The organism is Streptomyces sp. NPDC043952, from assembly GCF_056435325.1.
Genome location: NZ_JBWKES010000019.1, coordinates 55,970 through 74,862 on the forward strand (window position 1 = coordinate 55,970; position 18,893 = coordinate 74,862).

General features: G+C 71.8%; 20 protein-coding genes. 10 read left to right on the top strand and 10 right to left on the bottom strand.

From position 1 onward, the window contains the following. Positions 1-164 precede the first annotated feature (164 nt). Positions 165-1,001: an NAD-dependent epimerase/dehydratase family protein gene (locus tag AC069R_RS22025; RefSeq protein WP_478768505.1), complete on the bottom strand. Its 837-nt coding sequence runs from the start codon at positions 999-1,001 to the stop codon at positions 165-167. A 137-nt stretch (positions 1,002-1,138) separates the two neighbouring features. On the opposite strand from AC069R_RS22025, the gene AC069R_RS22030 reads away from it, so the two are divergent. Together AC069R_RS22030 and AC069R_RS22035 are read left to right on the top strand one after the other, a co-directional pair. Next, entirely contained in the window at positions 1,139-2,302 is a 1,164-nt protein-coding gene (locus AC069R_RS22030; RefSeq protein WP_478768581.1) for a hypothetical protein, read from the top strand. A gap of 233 nt (positions 2,303-2,535) precedes the next feature. Then, entirely contained in the window at positions 2,536-3,333 is a 798-nt protein-coding gene (locus tag AC069R_RS22035; protein ID WP_478768506.1) for an HAD family acid phosphatase, read from the top strand. Positions 3,334-3,397: 64 nt separating this feature from the next. Here the strand turns inward: AC069R_RS22035 and AC069R_RS22040 are convergent, their stop codons facing one another. From AC069R_RS22040 to AC069R_RS22050, 3 genes are all read right to left on the bottom strand, one after another. Beyond that, entirely contained in the window at positions 3,398-4,855 is a 1,458-nt protein-coding gene (locus AC069R_RS22040) for a peptidoglycan D,D-transpeptidase FtsI family protein (protein ID WP_478768507.1), read from the bottom strand. 104 nt (positions 4,856-4,959) lie between these two features. Continuing rightward, positions 4,960-5,430, bottom strand: a complete 471-nt coding sequence (locus tag AC069R_RS22045; RefSeq protein ID WP_478768508.1) for a GNAT family N-acetyltransferase — start codon at positions 5,428-5,430, stop codon at positions 4,960-4,962. Positions 5,431-5,508: 78 nt separating this feature from the next. Further along, positions 5,509-6,279, bottom strand: a complete 771-nt coding sequence (locus AC069R_RS22050) for an IclR family transcriptional regulator (RefSeq protein WP_478768509.1) — start codon at positions 6,277-6,279, stop codon at positions 5,509-5,511. 310 nt (positions 6,280-6,589) lie between these two features. On the opposite strand from AC069R_RS22050, the gene AC069R_RS22055 reads away from it, so the two are divergent. The 3 genes from AC069R_RS22055 (at position 6,590) to AC069R_RS22065 (ending at position 8,676) form a co-directional block, all read left to right on the top strand. Then, positions 6,590-6,718: an N-acetyltransferase gene (locus tag AC069R_RS22055; RefSeq protein WP_478768510.1), complete on the top strand. Its 129-nt coding sequence runs from the start codon at positions 6,590-6,592 to the stop codon at positions 6,716-6,718. A gap of 75 nt (positions 6,719-6,793) precedes the next feature. Then, a complete protein-coding gene (locus AC069R_RS22060; protein WP_478768511.1) occupies positions 6,794-7,513 on the top strand; it encodes a DsbA family oxidoreductase in 720 nt (239 codons plus the stop codon). 110 nt (positions 7,514-7,623) lie between these two features. Then, positions 7,624-8,676, top strand: a complete 1,053-nt coding sequence (locus AC069R_RS22065; protein WP_478768512.1) for an aminotransferase class V-fold PLP-dependent enzyme — start codon at positions 7,624-7,626, stop codon at positions 8,674-8,676. A 71-nt stretch (positions 8,677-8,747) separates the two neighbouring features. Here the strand turns inward: AC069R_RS22065 and thpD are convergent, their stop codons facing one another. The 6 genes from thpD to AC069R_RS22095 all read right to left on the bottom strand — a co-directional run bounded on the left by thpD (position 8,748) and on the right by AC069R_RS22095 (position 13,920). Next, on the bottom strand, positions 8,748-9,641 hold the full coding sequence (gene thpD, locus AC069R_RS22070; RefSeq protein WP_478768513.1) for an ectoine hydroxylase: 894 nt from the start codon (positions 9,639-9,641) through the stop codon (positions 8,748-8,750). 6 nt (positions 9,642-9,647) lie between these two features. After that, positions 9,648-10,058 carry an ectoine synthase gene (locus AC069R_RS22075; protein WP_397986574.1) on the bottom strand — a complete coding sequence of 137 codons (411 nt, stop codon included), beginning with the start codon at positions 10,056-10,058 and terminating at the stop codon, positions 9,648-9,650. A gap of 72 nt (positions 10,059-10,130) precedes the next feature. Then, complete coding sequence (gene ectB / locus AC069R_RS22080; RefSeq protein ID WP_478768514.1) at positions 10,131-11,402, bottom strand: diaminobutyrate--2-oxoglutarate transaminase; 1,272 nt, start codon at positions 11,400-11,402, stop codon at positions 10,131-10,133. 13 nt (positions 11,403-11,415) lie between these two features. Continuing rightward, positions 11,416-11,934: a diaminobutyrate acetyltransferase gene (gene ectA / locus AC069R_RS22085; RefSeq protein ID WP_478768515.1), complete on the bottom strand. Its 519-nt coding sequence runs from the start codon at positions 11,932-11,934 to the stop codon at positions 11,416-11,418. Positions 11,935-12,189: 255 nt separating this feature from the next. Next, on the bottom strand, positions 12,190-12,744 hold the full coding sequence (locus AC069R_RS22090; RefSeq protein WP_478768516.1) for a DinB family protein: 555 nt from the start codon (positions 12,742-12,744) through the stop codon (positions 12,190-12,192). Positions 12,745-12,819: 75 nt separating this feature from the next. Then, complete coding sequence (locus AC069R_RS22095; RefSeq protein WP_478768517.1) at positions 12,820-13,920, bottom strand: pyridoxal-phosphate-dependent aminotransferase family protein; 1,101 nt, start codon at positions 13,918-13,920, stop codon at positions 12,820-12,822. 159 nt (positions 13,921-14,079) lie between these two features. On the opposite strand from AC069R_RS22095, the gene AC069R_RS22100 reads away from it, so the two are divergent. From AC069R_RS22100 to AC069R_RS22120, 5 genes are all read left to right on the top strand, one after another. After that, positions 14,080-14,922 (top strand): basic amino acid ABC transporter substrate-binding protein, encoded by an 843-nt coding sequence (locus AC069R_RS22100; RefSeq protein WP_478768518.1) that lies wholly within the window; start codon positions 14,080-14,082, stop codon positions 14,920-14,922. A 4-nt stretch (positions 14,923-14,926) separates the two neighbouring features. Further along, positions 14,927-15,760, top strand: coding sequence for an amino acid ABC transporter permease (locus AC069R_RS22105; RefSeq protein WP_478768519.1), 834 nt, complete (start codon positions 14,927-14,929; stop codon positions 15,758-15,760). Further along, positions 15,757-16,551 carry an amino acid ABC transporter ATP-binding protein gene (locus AC069R_RS22110; RefSeq protein WP_478768520.1) on the top strand — a complete coding sequence of 265 codons (795 nt, stop codon included), beginning with the start codon at positions 15,757-15,759 and terminating at the stop codon, positions 16,549-16,551. Before AC069R_RS22105 ends, AC069R_RS22110 begins: the two co-directional genes overlap by 4 nt. A gap of 17 nt (positions 16,552-16,568) precedes the next feature. Further along, on the top strand, positions 16,569-17,660 hold the full coding sequence (locus AC069R_RS22115) for an amidohydrolase family protein (RefSeq protein ID WP_478768521.1): 1,092 nt from the start codon (positions 16,569-16,571) through the stop codon (positions 17,658-17,660). Positions 17,661-17,819: 159 nt separating this feature from the next. Further along, a complete protein-coding gene (locus AC069R_RS22120) occupies positions 17,820-18,782 on the top strand; it encodes an SCO1860 family LAETG-anchored protein (RefSeq protein WP_478768522.1) in 963 nt (320 codons plus the stop codon). The last annotated feature ends 111 nt before the right edge of the window (positions 18,783-18,893 follow it).

The window sequence follows — 18,893 nt, forward strand, 5'->3', positions numbered from 1 at the left end:
CGGCCCGCGTGCCCGTATACGGCGGCCTACGGGCCCGTTCGGCGCCCGTACGTCCGTATCGGCACGGCGGGGTACGGCCGCGGTACGGCTCGGCGCGGTGTGGTGCCGTGTGGCTCGGTACGGCGTGGTGCGGCTCGGTGCGGTTCCGTGCGGTTGCGTGCGGCTCAGTACGGCCAGACCGGCGGGTCGGTGATGAAGCGGCCCCCCAGCAGCCGCTCGGCGGGGCCGGCGGAGTCGGCGGGATCGAGTGGGCCGGCGGCGCCCGGCTCGTCCTGCTCGGCGAGGAGCTTCGCGGCGTACGGCTCCGAGTCGTCCCGCGGCTCGTAGCCGAGGGCCCGCGCGCTGCTCAGGTCCCACCACAGGCGGGTGTTGGCGGAGGAGCCGTAGACCACGGTGTGGCCGACGCCCTCGGCGGTCAGGGCCGCGTGGAAGAGGCGGGCGCCGTCGGCCGGGCTGAGCCAGATGGACAGGCCGCGCACGCTGTCCGGCTCCGGGAAGCAGGAGCCGATGCGTACCGAGACGGTCTCCAGGCCGTGTTTGTCCCAGTAGAGCTGGGCCAGGTCCTCGCCGAAGGACTTCGACAGGCCGTAGAAGGTGTCCGGGCGGTGCGGGGTGCCGACCGGGATCCGCGGCTCGCCGGGGCGCGGTACCGGGGTGAAGCCGACGGCGTGGTTGGAGGAGGCGAACACGATCCGGGGCACGCCGGCCTCGCGCGCGGCCTCGTACAGGCGGTACGTGCCCTCGATGTTCGACCTCAGGATCTTCTCGAAGGGCGCCTCCAGCGAGATGCCCGCCAGATGCAGCACCGCGTCCACGCCCCGCACCGCCTCGCGCAGCGCCTCCGTGTCCCCGAGGCCGGCGGTGATCGCGTCCGGCGCGTCCGCGACGGGCCGGACGTCGAACAGGCGCAGGGTGTAGCCGTACTGGGGCAGCAGGGAGCGCATCAGGGTGCCGATCCGGCCGGCGGCACCGGTGAGCAGGACGGTACGGGGTGCGGGCATCCTCGGTCTCCTTCGGGTCAGGGGCCGTGCGCGGGACCGGAGTTCATCGTCCTTGACCCTCCCCCGCGGGGCCCCTAGCGTGAGGCCGTTCATGAATATGGACGACGGTCACAAGAATGTACGCTGGAGGAGTCCGGGTGAAGGCCGCCGCGTTCGTCTACCCCTGGGACGTCAACGGGGACCCCGACGCCCCCGCCCGCATCGCCGGGCTCGGCGTCGAGCAGGTGACCCTCGCCGCCGCCTACCACTCCACCCGCGCCCTGACCCCGCGCCACCCCCGCCACCGCATCGTCACCGCCGAGCACGCGGCCGTCCTCTACCCGCCGGGCGACCGCTGGACCGGCCGCGCGCTGCGCCCCCGCCCGGCCGGCCGCTGGGCCCCCGGCGACGCCCACGGCGAGGCCGCGCGGGCGCTCGCCGACGCCGGTCTCGCCGTCCACACCTGGGTCGTCCTCGCCCACAACTCCCGCCTGGGCGCGGACCATCCGGACACCTCCGTCGTCAACGCCTACGGTGACCGCTACCCCTGGGCGCCCTGCATCGCCCAGGAGGCCACCCGCGCCTACCTCACCGACCTCGCCGCCGAGGCCGCCGTACGCCCCGGCGCGCGGGGCACCGAGCTGGAGTCGCTCGGCTGGTACGGACTGCCGCACCTGCACGCCCACGACAAGATCTCCGGCGTGCCCCTGGGCGAGGCCGGGGAGTACCTGATGTCCCTGTGCTTCTGCCCCTCCTGCCGCACGGGCTACGGCGAACACGGCCTGGACGCCGGGGAGTTGGCCTCGGCCGTGCGGGCGGCGCTGGAGCCGCTGTGGCGGGGCGCGGCGGCCGACCGCGGGCTGCCGATGGTGGCGGAACTGCTCGGCGAGGAGCGGGCCGCCACCGTCCGGGCCTGGCGGAACACGGCCGCCCGCACCCTCCAGGAGCGGGCCGTGGCCGCCGTACGCGCCGCCGCGCCCGCCGGGTTCCAGGTCCTGCTGCACGCCGACCCCGTCCCCGAGCACTGCGGCGCGAACGCGGGCGTCGATCCCGCCCACATCCTCTCCGTGGCCGACGGCGTCGTGGTCCCCTGCACCGCGGGCACGGACCTCCTCGCGCCCTTCGCCGCGCATGCGGGCGAACGGCATGTGCTGGCCGCCAACTTCACCGTGGTCTCCGGGATGGGCGGCAGCCCCCGCACCCTCGCGGCGGACGCGGCCCGCGCACGGTCGGCCGGAGCCACCGAACTGCGTTTGTATCACGCCGGGTTGGCCTCGGACGGGGACCTCACGGCGGTGCGCGAGGCGCTGGCGGCGCACTGACGGAGCCGCCCGTTTGGACCAGGGGCGCAGGTCGTCGTGGCGCGGCCGGGTAGCGGTCGGCCCGAGATGTCCCGGTCCGCGCCCCGGAACCCGGCGTTCCGGAGCGGCGCCCGGACGTGGCTGGAAAAAGGCGTCCGTATCGATCGGATAACAGGCCTCGCGGTACCGCTAGTTATGCGCGTAGACAGTCCGTGACCTGGTCAATCACTCTAGCCACCAGATCCGGAGAATCCATGCGGAAGTCCCTCAGAGCGGCCGCCGCCGGCGCCGCCTGTGTCGTCGCCGGTGCCGCCCTGTACGGCGCGGGCGCGGCCACGGCCGGTCAGTCGACGGCCAACTCCACGCACGAGCCCTACAACATCGGGCTCCTGACGAAGGACATCGACACCTACTACGGCACGACCGCCGACAGCAACGGCGTCTACCAGGCGTCGCCGACCAGCCCGTACGCCAAGGACCTGGCGCGGATCGACGCGGACGCCAGGAAGTACATCGACCGGGCCGCCCGTACCGCGCGTGCGCACCACCAGAAGCCGGCCGTCATGTTCGACATCGACGACACGCTGCTGCTGAGCCTCGACTACGAGAAGCGCAACAACTACGGCTACAACTCGGCCACCTGGAACGACTACGTCAACCAGGCCAACCGGCCCGCCGTCTTCGGCAGCCCCGAGCTGGTGCGGTACGCCGCGGCCAAGGGCGTCACGGTCTTCTACAACTCCGGTCTCACCGAGGCCCAGCGCGCGGCCGCGGTCACCAACCTGAAGAAGGTCGGCGCCGACGTCAACCTGGACGCCGCCCACATGTTCCTCAAGGACTCGGCCAACCCGCCGGCCTACCTGAAGGACTGCGCCACGCCGGGCACCTGGACGTGCACGACCGTCCAGTACAAGGCCGGTACCCGCGAGCACATCGAGAAGGACCTCGGCTACCGGATCATCGCCGACTTCGGCGACCAGTACTCGGACCTGGACGGCGGCTACTCCGGCCGTACGTACAAGCTGCCGAACCCCACGTACTTCGTCGGCTGAGGTCTCCCGGACCTTTGCCGGAGGCCGGCGCACCGGTGCCCGTCCGGCACCGGTGCGCCCGCGCTCACTTCTTCAGCGCCGCCGCCATCATCGCCCGCGCCACCGGCGCCGCCAGCCCGTTGCCGCTGACCTCCGAGCGCGCCGCGTCCGACTGCTCGACCATCACCGCGACGGCCACCTCCTTGCCGGTGCTGTCGGACTTGCCGAACGAGGTGAACCAGGCGTACGGCGTCTTGCTGTTGTTCTCGCCGTGCTGCGCGGTGCCGGTCTTGCCGCCGACGGTCACGCCGTCGATCAGCGCGTTGGTGCCGGTGCCGTCCTTGACCACCGTCTCCATGGCGGACTGGAGCTGGGCCGCGGTCCGGGCGCTGATGATCCGCTTGGAGCCGGTGTCGGCGTCGTAGTCGTGCACCACGTCGCCGCCGCTGTCCACGGTCCGGGACACCATGTGCGGCGAGGGCAGCTCGCCGCCGTTGGCGATGGCCGCGGAGACCATGGCCATCTGGAGCGGGGTCGCGGTGACGTTGTACTGCCCGATGCCGGTCAGCGCGGTCGAGGACGCGTTCATGTCCTTCGGGTACACGCTCGTGTAGGCGCGCACCGGCACGTCCTGGTGGTCGTCGTTGAAGCCGTACTTCTCCGCCATCGCCCGCACCTTGTCCTGGCCGAGATCGACGGCCATCTTGGCGAAGACGTTGTTGCAGGAGTACTGGAGCGCCACCCGGATCGGGGCGTTGCGGCACGGCGCCGAGCGGTTCTCGTTGTGCATGTCGGTCACCGTGCCCGGCAGCCGGTACGGGTCGGGGCTGTCGGTGTGCTCGTCCACGCTCTTGTACAGCCCGCTCTCCAGCGCGGCCGAGGCCACGACCAGCTTGAACGTCGAGCCGGGCGGCAGCGGCTGGCGCAGCGCGCGGTTGGTCAGCGGCTTGTCCGGGTCCGCGTTCAGCCGCTTCCAGGCGCCGCCGGCGGTGTTCGCGTCGGTGAGGGCCGAGGGGTCGTACGACGGTGTCGAGACCGCGGCCAGGATGCGGCCGGTCTTCGGGTCGATGGCGACGGCCCCGCCCTTCTTGTCGCCGAGCGCCTCATAGGCGGCCTTCTGCACCGCCGGGTCGATGGTGGTGATCACGTCGCCGGGGTCGGCGCGCTCACCGGTGAGGGTGTCCATCACCGTCTTCAGGCCCGGATCCGTGCCGTTGAGCAGATCCGCGTAGATGCCCTCCAGCTGGGTGGGCGCGTACGCCTGCGAGGCGTAGCCGGTCACCGCCGCGTACAGCTTGCCGTCCTTGTACGTGCGCTTGTAGGCGAGGTCGCCTCCCTTGGTCCGGGCCGAGCCGGTGATGGCGTTTCCGGCCACGATGATGTTCCCGAGCGGCCGCGAGTACGTCTCGATCGCGTTGCGCCGGTTGTTCGTGTCGTCCGCGAGGGCCTTGCCGTCGTAGAACTGCACCCAGGTCGCCCTGGCCAGCAGGGCGATCACGAGCAGCAGTGTGAAGACGGAGGCTCGCCTGATCGTCTTGTTCATCCCGTTCATCCCGCACGGAAGACGACCGGGAAGGGCACGAACGTTCCCCGGCGGCCGTATTTCTCATGTCCCGTTCATCCCAAGCACCCCCGTTCATCCCGTTCTTACGCGTCCAGGACGAGCACGATCTCCTCGATCTCCGCGCCCCGGCCGTTGGCGAAGCCCCGTGCCCGGACGGACTCGCGGAAGCCGCACTTGGCCAGCACCCGCAGCGAGGCGGCGTTGTCGGCCGCCGCCCGCGCGTAGAGCGGCCGCTCGGGGACCTCGGCGAGCAGGGCGCACAGCGCGGCCGTCGCCACGCCCCGGCCCCAGTAGGCGCGGTCGATCCAGTACGTCACCTCGCGCTCGCCGGGCTCCCCGTAGACCGCCGCGCTGCCGGCCACCCGCCCGTCGGCCACCACCGTGCGCAGGACGTCGCAGGACGCGCGGATCCGTTTGAACCGGGCCTCGAAGGCGTGCCGGTCGGCCGGGTCCGGGGGGCCGAACGCTGCCATCCGCAGGGCCACCGGGTCGGTCATGTGCCGGAAGAACAGCGGCAGGTCCTCGTCGCGAACGGTCCGCAGCGCGATCTCCATGGTGCCCGAGACTACGGCGGTACGACCGCCGCGCCGGGGCCCGCCGCGCCCGGCCCGCCGTCCGGGCGCGTCCCGCGCTCAGAGCCTGCGCGTGGCCAGGGCCAGCCGGTCGCGGGCCTCGAACAGCGCGTTTCTGATCGCCTGTTCACGGGCGGGGGTCAGCCGGGCCACCGGCACCGAGCAGCTGACGGCGTCGCGGGCGGGGGTGCGGTACGGGAGCGCGACGCCGAAGCAGCGCAGCCCCACCGTGTTCTCCTCGCGGTCGACGGCGAAGCCCTGCTCCCGCACCCGGCGCAGCTCCTCGATCAGCCGCTCCCGGTCGGTGACGGTGTGCTCGGTGAGCGCGGGCAGCTCCGGCGGCAGCAGCGCGCGCACCTGGTCGTCGGGGTACGTGGCGAGGATCGCCTTGCCGAGGGAGGTGGAGTGGGCGGGGAGGCGGCGCCCGACGCGGGTGAAGGGGCGCAGGTAGTGCTGGGAGGGGCGGGTGGCGAGGTAGACCACGCTGGTGCCGTCGAGCCGGGCCAGGTGGATGGTCTCGGTGGTGTCCTCGGCCAGCCGGTCCAGGGCCGGCCGGGCGGCGGCCACCACCTCGTCGCCGTCGATGTACGAGGTGCCCACGAGCAGCGCCCGCACCCCGATGCCGTACCGCGTGCCCGTCGCGTCCGTCTCCACCCAGCCCAGCTCGACCAGCGTGCGCAGCAACATGTACAGGCTGGACTTGGGGTAGCCGACGGCCTCCTGCACGGCCGCGAGGGAGTGCATGCCGGGGCGGCCGGCGAAGTACTCCAGCAGCTCGACCGTCCGTACCGCGGACTTGACCTGCGCCCCGCCTGCGTCGCCTGCCGTCATCGCCCTTGACCCCTCCGCTTCGACGAGGACCGAGATCCGTCGCCTCCGAGCCAGAACGTCCAGCCTCGCAGACGGCGTTCAGTGTAAAGAACCTCCGGGAATCACCGACACGGGCACGGCGTCCCCCGCCCCATGACCAGCGAACCCGGAAACACCCTGAAGATCCGCCCCGCGCTGCCCGCCGAGGCCGAGACCATCACCGCGCTGCACCTGCGCGCGCGTTCTTCGTATCACTGGCGGGGCGGCATCGGTACGGTGCTGCACGCGGCATGCGTGGGGGAGTGGCGGGCGGCGTACGGCGGTGCTCGACGTGCACGTGGACAACCTGCGGGCCCAGGGCTTCTACGCCCGGCTGGGCTGGGTGCCGGACCCGGTGAACCCGCCCGCCGCGGGGGACCACCACCTGTTTCTGCAGTACACCGTGCCCTCCGGGGAATGAGCCGCGGCATTTGAATGTTCACGTACTTGGCGGAGATCGCCTCCGTACCCGTACGACCTGGAAAGAGCCGAAGACATGCGCGTCGAGATCTGGAGCGACATCGCCTGCCCCTGGTGCTACGTGGGCAAGGCCCGCTTCGAGAAGGCGCTCGCCGCCTTCCCGCACCGGGAGGACGTCGAGGTGGTGCACCGCTCCTTCGAGCTGGACCCCGGCCGCGCCAAGGGCGATGTCGAGTCCGTGCTCACCATGCTGACCAGGAAGTACGGCATGAGCGAGGCGCAGGCCGAGGCCGGCGAGGACAACCTCGGCGCCCAGGCCGCCGCCGAGGGCCTGGACTACCGCACCCGAGGCCGCGACCACGGCAACACCTTCGACATGCACCGCCTGCTGCACCTGGCCAAGGACCGCGGCCGGCAGGACGCGCTGCTCCAGGTCCTGTACCGGGCCAACTTCGCCGAGGAGCGGTCCGTCTTCGCCGAGGGCGACGAGCGGCTGGTCGAACTGGCTACCGAGGCCGGGCTCGACGCGGCCGAGGCGCGCGCGGTGCTCGCCGACCCGCGGGCATACGCCGACGCCGTGCGCGAGGACGAGCGCGAGGCCGCCGAGCTGGGCGCGAACGGCGTCCCCTTCTTCGTGCTCGACCGGAAGTACGGCGTCTCCGGCGCCCAGCCCGCCGAGGTCTTCACCCAGGCGCTCGGCCAGGCCTGGGGCGAGCGTGCCCCGCTGAAGCCGGTCGATCAGGGCGACGCCGCGGCCTGCGGGCCGGACGGATGCGCGGTGCCGCCGAAGGGCTGACCGGGCGGGGTACGAAACCCCAGCTCGGTGCGGTCGTATAAGCAGCCCTTGGCCCGTTCCCGTAGCAAGACGCGATGGACGGGGACCTTCCCGAGCCGCACAGTGGGCTCATGGAGACCTTCGAGAGCCTCGTCCGCGCCGAGTTCCGCCCGGAGAACACCTACCTGAACACCGCGACCAGCGGTCTGCTCCCGGCCCGTACCCTCACCGCGCTCCAGAAGGCGATGGCGATCCGGGCCGCGGGCCGTCCGCTGGACCCGCTGTTCGAGGACGTCGAACGCGCCCGCGCCGCCTTCGCCCGCCTGGCCGGCGTCCCGGTGAGCCGGGTGGCGGCCGGTCCCTCGGTCGCGGCGCAGACCGGCCTGATCGCGGCCTCCCTGCCCGCGGGCGCCGAAGTCCTCACCGCCGAGGACGACTTCACCTCCGTGGTGAACCCCTTCCACGTGCGCGGCGACCTCAAGGTGCGCGCCGTACCGCTGGAGCGGCTCGCCGAGTCCGTGCGCCCCGGCACCGCGCTGGTCGCGGTCAGCGCCGCGCAGTCCGCCGACGGCCGGATCGCCGACCTGCCCGCCCTGCGCGCCGCGGCCCGCGCCCACGGCGCGCGCACCTACGTGGACTTCTCCCAGGCCGCCGGCTGGCTGCCCATCGAGGCGGACGGCTACGACTACACCGTCACCACCACCTTCAAGTGGCTGCTCGGCCCGCACGGCGCCGCGTTCCTCGTCGTCCCCGAGGCCCTCGGCGGGCTGACCCCGCTGCTCGCGGGCTGGGTCGCGGCCGAGCACCCCTGGGACAGCTGCTACGGCCCGGTCGCCGAACTCGCCCGCTCCGCCCGCCGGTTCGACGTCAGCCCCGGCCTGTTCACCTACAGCGGGGTGTACTCCTCGCTCACCCTGATCGAGGAGCTGGGCGTGGCCGCCGTCCACGCGCACGACCTGGCGCTCGCCGACCGCTTCAGGGACGGACTCGCCCGGCTGGGGCAGGAGCCGCTGCCCGCGCCCGGCTCGGCGATCGTCTCCGTGCCCGGACTCGGCGCGAGGCAGGCCGAGTTGGGCCGCGCCGGCATCCAGGTGTCCGACCGGGCGGGCAATCTGCGCGCGTCCTTCCACCTGTACAACACGGCGGCGGACGTGGACCGGCTGCTCGACGCGCTGGCCGGATAGGCCCCCCGTGACATGACCGGGCCGGGCCTCCCGTCCCACACGTGAAGGCCCGGCCCGGTGATCGGGAGCGCCTACCGCACCGGGGTGAAGTCGCGCGCGCCGATGAACTCCGGCCGGCGCACCGGCGCGGCGAACGGCTCCACCGCCGCGTTCTCCACGCTGTTGAACACGATGAAGACGTTGCTGCGCGGGAACGGCGTGATGTTGTCGCCGGAGCCATGCATGCAGTTGCAGTCGAACCAGGTGGCCGAGCCCGGCTTGCCGGTGAACAGCTTGATGCCGTACTCGCCCGCCAGCTCGGTGAGCGCCTCGTCGGACGGGGTGCCCGCGTCCTGCATCTGGAGCGACTTCTTGTAGTTGTCCTTGGGCGTCTCGCCGGCGCAGCCCAGGAACGTCTTGTGCGACCCCGGCATGATCATCAGACCGCCGTTGGTGTCGTAGTTCTCGGTCAGCGCGATCGAGACGGACACCGTGCGCATGTTCGGCAGACCGTCCTCGGCGTGCCAGGTCTCGAAGTCCGAGTGCCAGTAGAAGCCGCTCGCGCCGAAGCCCGGCTTGACGTTGATCCGCGACTGGTGGACGTACACGTCCGAGCCGAGGATCTGGCGGGCCCGGCCGACCACGCGCTCGTCGCGCACCAGGCCCGCGAACACCTCGCTGATCCGGTGCACCTCGAAGACCGAGCGGATCTCCTGGGACGACGGCTCCACGATGGAGCGCTCGTCGAAGCGGATCGCCGGGTCGGTGACCAGCCGGTCCAGCTCCTGCCGGTAGACCTCGACCTCGTCGGGCCCGATCAGCTGGTCGACGGCGAGGAAGCCGTCACGCTCGTACGACTGGAGCTCGGCCGCCGCGATCGGCCCCGGAGTGTCCGGGGCACCCCACAGCACGGGGTCCTGGCGGGGGACGGTCACCTCGGTGGCGCCGCGGGTCGGGTAGAGGTCCTTCACGGTGGCGGTGGTCATGATTCCTCACACCTCCTCGGGCTCGGGCTCGGTGAGCAGCGGGTAGACGCCGTTCTCGTCGTGGTCCTCCCGCCCGGTCACGGGCGGGTTGAACACGCAGACGCAGTGGAAGTCCTCCTTGACACGCAGCGTGTGCCGCTCGTGCCCGTCCAGGAGGTACATGGTGCCGGGCGTGATGGTGTACGTCTTCCCGGTCTCGCGGTCGGTCAGCTCGGCCTCGCCCTTGGTGCAGACGACGGCCTCGATGTGGTTCGCGTACCACATGTGCGTCTCGGTCCCCGCGTACAGGATGGTCTCGTGCACGGAGAAGCCGACCCGCTCCTTGGCCAGGACGATGCGCTTGCTCTCCCAGGTGCCCGACTTGGACTTGACGTGCCGGTCGGTGCCTTCGATGTCCTTGAACGATCGGACGATCACGGTGGTGCTTCCTCCTGGTCGGACGTTGCGGTCAGACGGACTGCTTCAGGTGGTTCAGGTGGTTCAGGTGGTTCAGGTGGTTTCCCGCACGGCGCGGGCGAGCATGCTCAGACCCTCGTCCAGCTCGTCGGGGGTGATGGTCAGGGCCGGCAGCAGCTTGACGACCTCGCTCTCCGGTCCCGAGGTCTCGATGAGCAGCCCCAGTTCGAAGGCCCGCCGCGCGATGCGTCCGGCGCGGTCCTTGTCGTGGAACTCCAAGCCCCACACCAGCCCGCGCCCGCGGTACTCCTTGACGTCGGCGAGGTTCTCCTCGGTGATGGAGATCAGCGCCTGCTCGACCTGCTCGCCGCGGGTGCGGGTCTGCTTCTCCATGGCCGAGCCGTCGGTCCAGTAGGTCTCCAGGGCTGCGGCGGCGGTGACGAACGCGGGGTTGTTGCCACGGAAGGTGCCGTTGTGCTCGCCCGGCTCCCAGACGTCCAGCTCGGGCTTGAACAGGCACAGCGACATCGGCAGGCCGTAGCCGCTGATGGACTTCGACACCGTGACGATGTCCGGGGTGATCCCGGACTCCTCGAAGGAGAAGAAGGCGCCGGTACGGCCGCAGCCCATCTGGATGTCGTCGACGATCAGCAGCATGTCCTGCCGCTCGCACAGCTCCTTGAGCGCGCGCAGCCACTCGGGCCGGGCCACGTTGATGCCGCCCTCGCCCTGCACGGTCTCCACGATCACCGCGGCCGGCTTGTTCAGACCGGAGCCCTGATCCTCCAGCAGCCGCTCGAACCACAGGAAGTCCGGGACGGTCCCGTCGAAGTAGTTGTCGAACGGCATCGGGGTGCCGTGCACCAGCGGGACGCCGGCGCCGGCCCGCTTGAAGGCGTTGCCGGTCACCGCGAGCGAGCCCAGGGACATGCCGTGGAAGGCGTTGGTGAAGGACACGATGGCCTCGCGGCCCTTCACCTTCCGGGCCAGCTTCAGCGCCGACTCCACGGCGTTGGTGCCGGTCGGGCCGGGGAACATGACCTTGTACGGCAGGTCGCGCGGGCGCAGCACCAGGTCCTGGAAGGTCTGGAGGAACGAGCGCTTGGCCGTGGTCGACATGTCCAGGCCGTGGGTGACCCCGTCCCGCGACAGATAATCGATCAGCGCCCGTTTGAGCACCGGGTTGTTGTGGCCGTAGTTGAGTGATCCGGCACCGGCGAAGAAGTCGAGGTAGGCATGGCCGTCCTCGTCGTACATCCGGCTGCCCTGCGCGCGGTCGAACACGGTGGGCCAGCCGCGGCAGTAGCTGCGCACCTCGGATTCGAGGGTCTCGAAGACGCTGAGGTCGGGCTGGGTGATGGTCACGGTGATGCGCTCCTCAGTGGGCGGGGGAATCGGTCAACGGGCCGATGCGGTACAGGACTTCACTGTCGTGCGGGCCGTCAGGGAACAGCTCGGCGGGGAACAGCACCTCGCGGGTGAGGTGCGCGCCGTGCCGCTCGGCGAACGAGGTGAACAGCCGCTCGGATGCGGTGTTGCCGGGCGTGATGGTGGTCTCGACGCCGGTGACTCCGCGCTCGGCGGCGAGCCGCGCGGTCAGTCCGTCCAGCAGGGCGGCGGCGATGCCGTGACCGCGGTACGCGGGGTCCACGGCGACCTGCCAGACGAGCAGGGTGTCCGGGCGGTCGGGCCGCACGTAGCCGGTGACGAATCCGACGGGCGTGCCGTCCGCACCACGCGCCACCGCCGAGGTGCCGGCGAAGTCCCGGCACCACAGCAGATAGCTGTAGGACGAGTTGAGGTCGAGCTTTCCGGAGTCTTTGGCGAGGCGCCAGAGCGCGGCGCCGTCGGCTGTTGCCGGTCGGTCTATGAGTAGGTCTGCGGGTGCGGCAGTCATGCGGCACGAATTTAGCGAGGTGAATTAAGAAATGCACGACCGTGACTGAGGCATAATTCGACGCGTGGTACAAGATGCCCGGATTGCCCCACGGCAAAGTGGGGCAAAACGCCCGCCCTGTGGAGTGTGTCACACCGTCGAAACCGTCGGAAACCTCCCGGAAAACTGCCCCGTTTAGCCTCGCAAAAAGCGGGCAGAAGACTATGGGAAGCTGCCATCCGGGAAATTGGCGGGAATTGTGAAACTAAATTGAATTCAGGCTCCGGTGACACCGTCGATTCGTTCACGGAGAATGTCCGCGTGTCCGTTGTGCCGGGCGTACTCCTCGACGAGGTGGATCAGCACCCACCGCACACTGACCTCCGCCCCCGCCATCGGCCCGTCGGCGATCCGTCCGGTGGCCTCCAGTGGCCGCCCGGCGCACAGCTCGCGGCCGCGCGCGATCTCCCGGTGCCAGACGGCCAGCGCCTCGTCCAGCCCGCGCGCCGGGTCCAGGGCGTAACCCGACTCCTCCTCGAACACCGGCGGCACATCGAGCCCGGCCAGCACCCGCTGGAACCAGGTCCGCTCGACCTCCGCGAGGTGTTGCACCAGGCCCAGCAGGGTCAGCTCCGAGGGCTCGGCCGAGGCGGTCCGCGCCTGCCCGTCGGACAGGCCGCGGCACTTCAGCTCCAGCGTGGCCCGGTGGAAGTCCAGCCAGCTCTCCAGCATGGGGCGCTCGGGGCCGGTCGGCAGGGGGACCGGGCGGCCGTCGGGCAGGGCCGGGGGCCGCACGGCGGGTGCGGGGTGCGGAGTGTGATCGGTGGTCATGGGGGCAGCATGGCAGCCGGGTACGACAACGGCCCGCGCCTCGGGGCACGGGCCGTCGCCGGGACCTGGTGGCGGTCAGCGCCAGGGCTGCTCCGCGGCCCGGCGCGCGGCGGCCGGGTCCACCGTGGCGCCCTGTGCGGCGAGGGCCGTGCCCAGGGCGGCCAGCGCGGCCTGGACGGCGGACTCGGTGGCGTCGGGGCCGTAGTGGTTGACCCGGATCATCTCCTTGGCCAGGGCGCCGCCGCCCGCGGCCAGCGGGAGCGCGGGATCGGCGGCCAGCGCGGCGGCGACCAGAGCGGAGGCCGTCAGCGACGGCGGGACGCGCAGGGTAGTGGCGACCGGGGCGGCGTCCGCGGCGTCGTGGACGTACGGCTCCAGGCCGCCGCCGAGGGCCAGCGCCCCCGCCCGCGTCGCCTCGGCCGCACGCCAGTGGCGGGCCATCACCGCGTCCGGACCGGCCTCCTCGATCCGCTCCAGACAGGCGTCCAGCGCCAGCATCTCCAGCTGCGCCGGGGCGTGCGGCAGCGCCGTGCGGCCGGCGTCCAGCCAGCGCTCCTTCCAGTCCAGCAGCGAGAGGTAGGAGCGGCGCGGCGCGTTCGGGTTCGCCGCCATCCGGGCCCAGGCCCGCTCGCTCACCGAGATCGCCGACACGCCCGCCGGGCCGCCCATCGCCTTCTGCGCGCCGATCACACACAGGTCCACGCCCCACGCGTCCGGCAGCACCGGCTCCGCGCCCACCGAGGCGACCGCGTCCAGATAGAACAGCGCGCCCTGCTCCCGTACCGCCGCGCCGATCTCCGCGACCGGGTTGGTGTTGCCGGTCGCCGCCTCCGCGTGCACCAGCGAGACGAAGTCGATCTCCGGGTGCTCGGCGAACGCGGCACGGATCTGCTCCGCCCGCACCGCCGTGTGGAAGGGGACCGCGAGGTCGTACACGGTCGCGCCCGCGTCCCGCAGCCAGTCGCCGAAGGTCTGCCCGTAGGGGCCGGTGATCACGTTCAGCGCCACCGTGCCCGGACCGGCGGCGGCGCGGATCGCGCCCTCCAGCGGCAGCAGCGCCTCGCCCTGGGTGATCAGCACGTCCTGCCGGGTGTCCAGCAGCCGGGCCACCCGGTCCTCGATGGCGGCGAAGCGCCGCGCGGTCAGCGGGGGCAGGTCGAGGAGGGGGTGCGTCACGGCGGTGCTCTCTCTTCGTCGGGCGGTTCGCGGGGGTCGCAGCGGTCTGCTCCCCCCGATCTTAGGTCCAGGCCCCCCAAGGCCATGGGTTTGGTTTGAGATACCCAAACATTTCCTTATAATCGGAACCTATCCTTCCCCCCTCAGGAGACTTCCCCCATGAAAACGCCCCTCGGACGCCGGACCCGCCTGCTGGCCGCCACCACCGCGACCGCGGGCCTCGTGCTCGTCGTGGCGGGCTGCTCCTCCGGCGGCTCGGGGAGCGGGCAGACCGTGGCGGGCGGTGTCCACCTGGCCAAGGCCGGCCGGCTCACCACCTGCACCCACCTGCCCTACCCGCCGTTCCAGTCGGTGGTCGGCGGCAAGGTGCAGGGCTTCGACGTCTCCCTGATCGACCTCGTCGCCAAGGACCTCGGCGTCAAGCAGCAGATCGTGGACACGCCGTTCGAGAACTTCAAGACCGGCGCCTTCCTGAACTCCGGCCAGTGCGACGTGGCCGCCGCCGGTATGACCATCACCCCCGAGCGCGCGAAGAACGTCGACTTCTCCGACCCGTACTTCGAGGCCACCCAGGCCGTGCTGGTCGCCAAGAACAGCGGCATCGGTTCGCTGGCCGGCGCCAAGGGCAAGAAGATCGGCGCCCAGGCGCAGACCACCGGCGAGGACTTCGCCAAGAAGAAGGGCCTCGACCCGGTCTCCTTCGCCTCCTCCGACGCGGTCCTCAACGGCCTGCGCACCGGTCAGGTCCAGGCCGTCGTCATCGACTACCCGGTGGTCCAGGGCTGGCTGAAGGACAAGGCCAACGCCGACAAGTTCAAGGTCGTCGACAACCTGAAGACCGGCGAGCAGTACGGCTTCACGGTCAAGAAGGGCAACAAGCCCCTGCTGAACGCCATCAACAAGGCCCTCAAGGACGCCAAGGCGGACGGCACCTACAAGAAGATCTACGAGAAGTGGATCGGCCCGTACGACGCCTCCGTCGCCTCCCCGGCCGGTTCCTGACCCCATGGCCGACACGGACACCGGCATCCAGCCGAAGCGCACGGGGCTGTCGCGCACGCAGAAGCGCAAGCTCTCGCGCGGCGCCCAGTACGCCCTCCTCGCCGCCGCGGTGATCGCCTTCGCGCTCACCGCGGACTGGGGGCGGCTCCAGAACCAGTTCGCACAGCCCGGCATCGCCAAGCAGCTGTTCCCCGACCTCATCACGGTCGCCCTGAAGAACACCGTGCTGTACACGCTGTCCGGGTTCGTCGTCGGCCTGGCCCTCGCCATGGTCCTCGCCCTGATGCGGCTGTCCTCCGTGGGCCCCTACCGCTGGCTCGCCGGCATCTACATCGAGATCTTCCGCGGCCTGCCCGCGCTGCTGATCTTCATCTTCGTGGGCGTCGGCGTGCCGCTGGCCTTCCCGACCGTCCAGTATCCGGGCGGCACCTACGGCAAGGTCGCCGTCGCGCTCGGCCTGGTCTCCGCCGCCTACATGGCCGAGACCATCCGCGCCGGCATCCAGGCCGTGCCCAAGGGGCAGACGGAGGCGGCCCGTTCGCTCGGGTTCTCGCCCGCGCGGGCCATGGTCTCGATCATCCTGCCGCAGGCCTTCCGCATCATCCTGCCGCCGCTGACCAACGAACTCGTCCAGCTGTTCAAGGACTCCTCGCTGGTGCTGTTCCTCGGGGTCACCCTGGAGCAGCGCGAACTGTCCAAGTTCGGCAACGACCTGGCCAGCCAGACCGCCAACTCCACGCCGATCCTGGTCGCGGGCCTGTGCTATCTGCTGATCACGATCCCGCTCGGCCTCGTCGTGCGCCGCATGGAGCGCAAGGCCCTCAAGGAGACCAGGTGACCACCCCCGAGATCCGCGTCCAGGGGCTGCACAAGTCCTTCGGCGACAACCACGTGCTGCGCGGCATCGACCTGGAGATCGGCCAGGGCGAGGTCGTCTGCGTCATCGGCCCGTCCGGCTCCGGCAAGTCCACGCTGCTGCGCTGCGTGAACCTGCTGGAGGAGCCCACCGGGGGGCAGGTCTTCGTCGGCGGCACCGAGATCACCGACCCGGACGTCGACATCGACGCCGTCCGCCGCCGGATCGGCATGGTCTTCCAGCAGTTCAACCTCTTCCCGCACCTCAGCGTCACCGGGAACCTCACCCTGCCGCAGCGCCGGGTGCTGGGCCGGGACAAGGCGACGGCCGCGCGCGTGGCCGCCGAGAACCTGGCCCGCGTGGGCCTCGCGGAGAAGGCCGACGCCCACCCCTCCGCGCTCTCCGGCGGTCAGCAGCAGCGCGTGGCCATCGCCCGCGCGCTCGCCATGGGCCCCGAGGTGATGCTGTTCGACGAGCCGACCTCGGCGCTCGACCCCGAGCTGGTCGGCGACGTGCTCGCGGTGATGCGGTCCCTCGCGCGGGACGGCATGACGATGATGGTCGTCACCCACGAGATGAGCTTCGCGCGCGAGGTCGCCGACCGGGTCGTCTTCATGGACGGCGGGGTGATCGTGGAGGACGGGCGCCCCGAGCAGGTCATCGGCGCCCCGCGGCACGAGCGCACCCGGCACTTCCTCTCCCGCCTCCTCGACCCGGCGATGGCCGAGGTGGAGGAGGACCTTCCGGACGCGGGGGGAACCGGGCGGGTGTAGCCCTCTAAGGTGCCGGTATGAGCGATCAGCCGGTGCTGCATGTGAAGGGCAGGGTCCTCGTGACGCCCGAGGACGTACGCGACGAGCTGTGGGTGGTCGGTGGCCGGGTGTCGTACGACCGTCCCGCCGGGGCCCGCGACATCCGGACCGTCGAGGGCTGGGCGCTGCCCGGCCTGGTCGACGCCCACTGCCATGTGGGCCTGGACGCGCACGGCCCGGTCGACGCGGAGACCGCCGAGAAGCAGGCGCTCACCGACCGGGAGGCGGGCACCCTGCTGATCCGGGACGCGGGCTCGCCCTCCGACACCCGCTGGATCGACGACCGCGCCGATCTGCCGAAGATCATCCGGGCCGGCCGGCACATCGCCCGCACCCGCCGCTACATCCGCAACTACGCCTGGGAGATCGAGCCGGACGACCTCGTCGCCTACGTCGCCCGAGAGGCCCGGCGCGGCGACGGCTGGGTCAAGCTGGTCGGCGACTGGATCGACCGCGAGGTGGGCGATCTCTCCCCCTGCTGGCCCCGCGGGGCGGTCGAGGCCGCGATCGCCGAGGCCCACCGGCTGGGCGCCCGCGTCACCGCGCACTGCTTCGCCGAGAACTCGCTGCGCGACCTGGTCGAGGCGGGCATCGACTGCATCGAGCACGCCACCGGCCTCACCGAGGACCTGATCCCGCTGTTCGCCGAGCGGGGCGTCGCCATCGTCCCCACCCTCGTCAACATCGCCACCTTCCCGCAGCTCGCGGCCGGCGGCGAGAGCAAGTTCCCCGCCTGGTCGGCCCATATGCGCCGGCTGCACGAGCGGCGCTACGACACCGTGCGCGCCGCGTACGACGCCGGGATCCCGGTGTTCGTCGGCACCGACGCCGGCGGTTCGCTGCCGCACGGCCTGGTCGCGGCGGAGGTCGCCGAGCTGGTCACCGCGGGCATCCCGGCCGTCGAGGCGCTCGCGGCGACCAGCTGGTCCGCGCGCGCCTGGCTCGGACGGCCCGGCCTGGAGGAGGGCGCGCCCGCGGACCTCGTGGTGTACGACGGGGACCCGCGGGCCGACGTGGGAGTGCTGGCGGCGCCGCGGCGGGTGGTGCTGAACGGGGCGGTGGTGGAGTAGCGGCGGCGGCCACGGGAGGGAACGCGTGTGCATGGCGATTCGAAGAGGTGTGCGGAATTTCCACGTTTGAGTGAAGTGACCGAGGTTTGCTGACCGTTCACCCACACTGACGACAAGGTTGACGGGTCCCAAGCAATTCAAGTGGGGGGTCCCACCGCCTTGAACAGCACCAACTTCCGTATGCCCGTGCGCCGTCTGGCCGCCGCGGCGACCGTCACCGCGCTGGCCACCGCGCCCGCCGTCCTGGGCGCGGGCGCGGCGCACGCGACCGAGAACCCCGGCCGCGCCACCGCCTCCGTCCTGCACACCGGGCTCGACGTGTCCCTGCTCGACAAGTCCATCGACGTGCCGCTCGCCGTCTCCCTCAACGAGGTCGAGGCACCGCGGAGCGCCGACCGGACCGCCCTGTCCGCCCGGCTCGACGGGGTGGCGGGCGGCGATCCGTTCACCGTCCTCAGCGCGGACGTGGCCCAGTCCCGTGCCACCGTCACCGCCCGGCGCGCCGAGGGCTCCGTCCGCCTCGTGCACGCCAAGCTGCACGTCCCCGGCCTGCCCCTGCTGTCCCTGATCGAGGTGGACACCGTCACTGCGCAGGCCACCTGCGAGGTGGGCAAGATGCCCAGCGCCGACGCGAAGATCCTCGGCACGGTCACCGTCCTCGGCCGCCGGATCACGGTCACCGCGGGGGGCCCGGCCGAGGTCAAGGTGCCCGGCGTCGGCGAGGTCCGCCTCGACCTCGCGCAGCACAGCACCACCTCCCGTACGGCGGCGGCGACCGCGCTGCAACTGAAGGTGTCCGTCAACCCGTTGAAGCTGAACGTCGCGGACGTCGAGGGCACGGTCACGCTGGCCAAGGCGACCTGCGAGTCCCCGATGGCCCCGCCCGCCAAGCCCCCGACGCAGCGCCACGATCCCGGTTCCGGCACCAAGCCCGGCTCGGCCTCCGGCACCAAGTCCGACGCCGCCCCGGTCTCCGACGTGAAACCGCAGGGCGGCGCCTCGGACACCAACCTCGCGGAGACGGGCGGCAACCCGGCCACGCCGTACATCGCGGGCGGCGCGGTGGCGCTGCTGGCGGCGGGCGGGGGCGCGGTGCTGCTGACCCGCCGCCGCAGGAGCTGACCGACGGCAGGGGGAGGTGCGGAGCGGGACCGGAGAGGCCGGGGGAGCCTCGCCGGTCCCGCCCGGCGGTTCGCCTCCGCGCGTCCGCCTCCGCGCGTCCGCCGCCGTCGC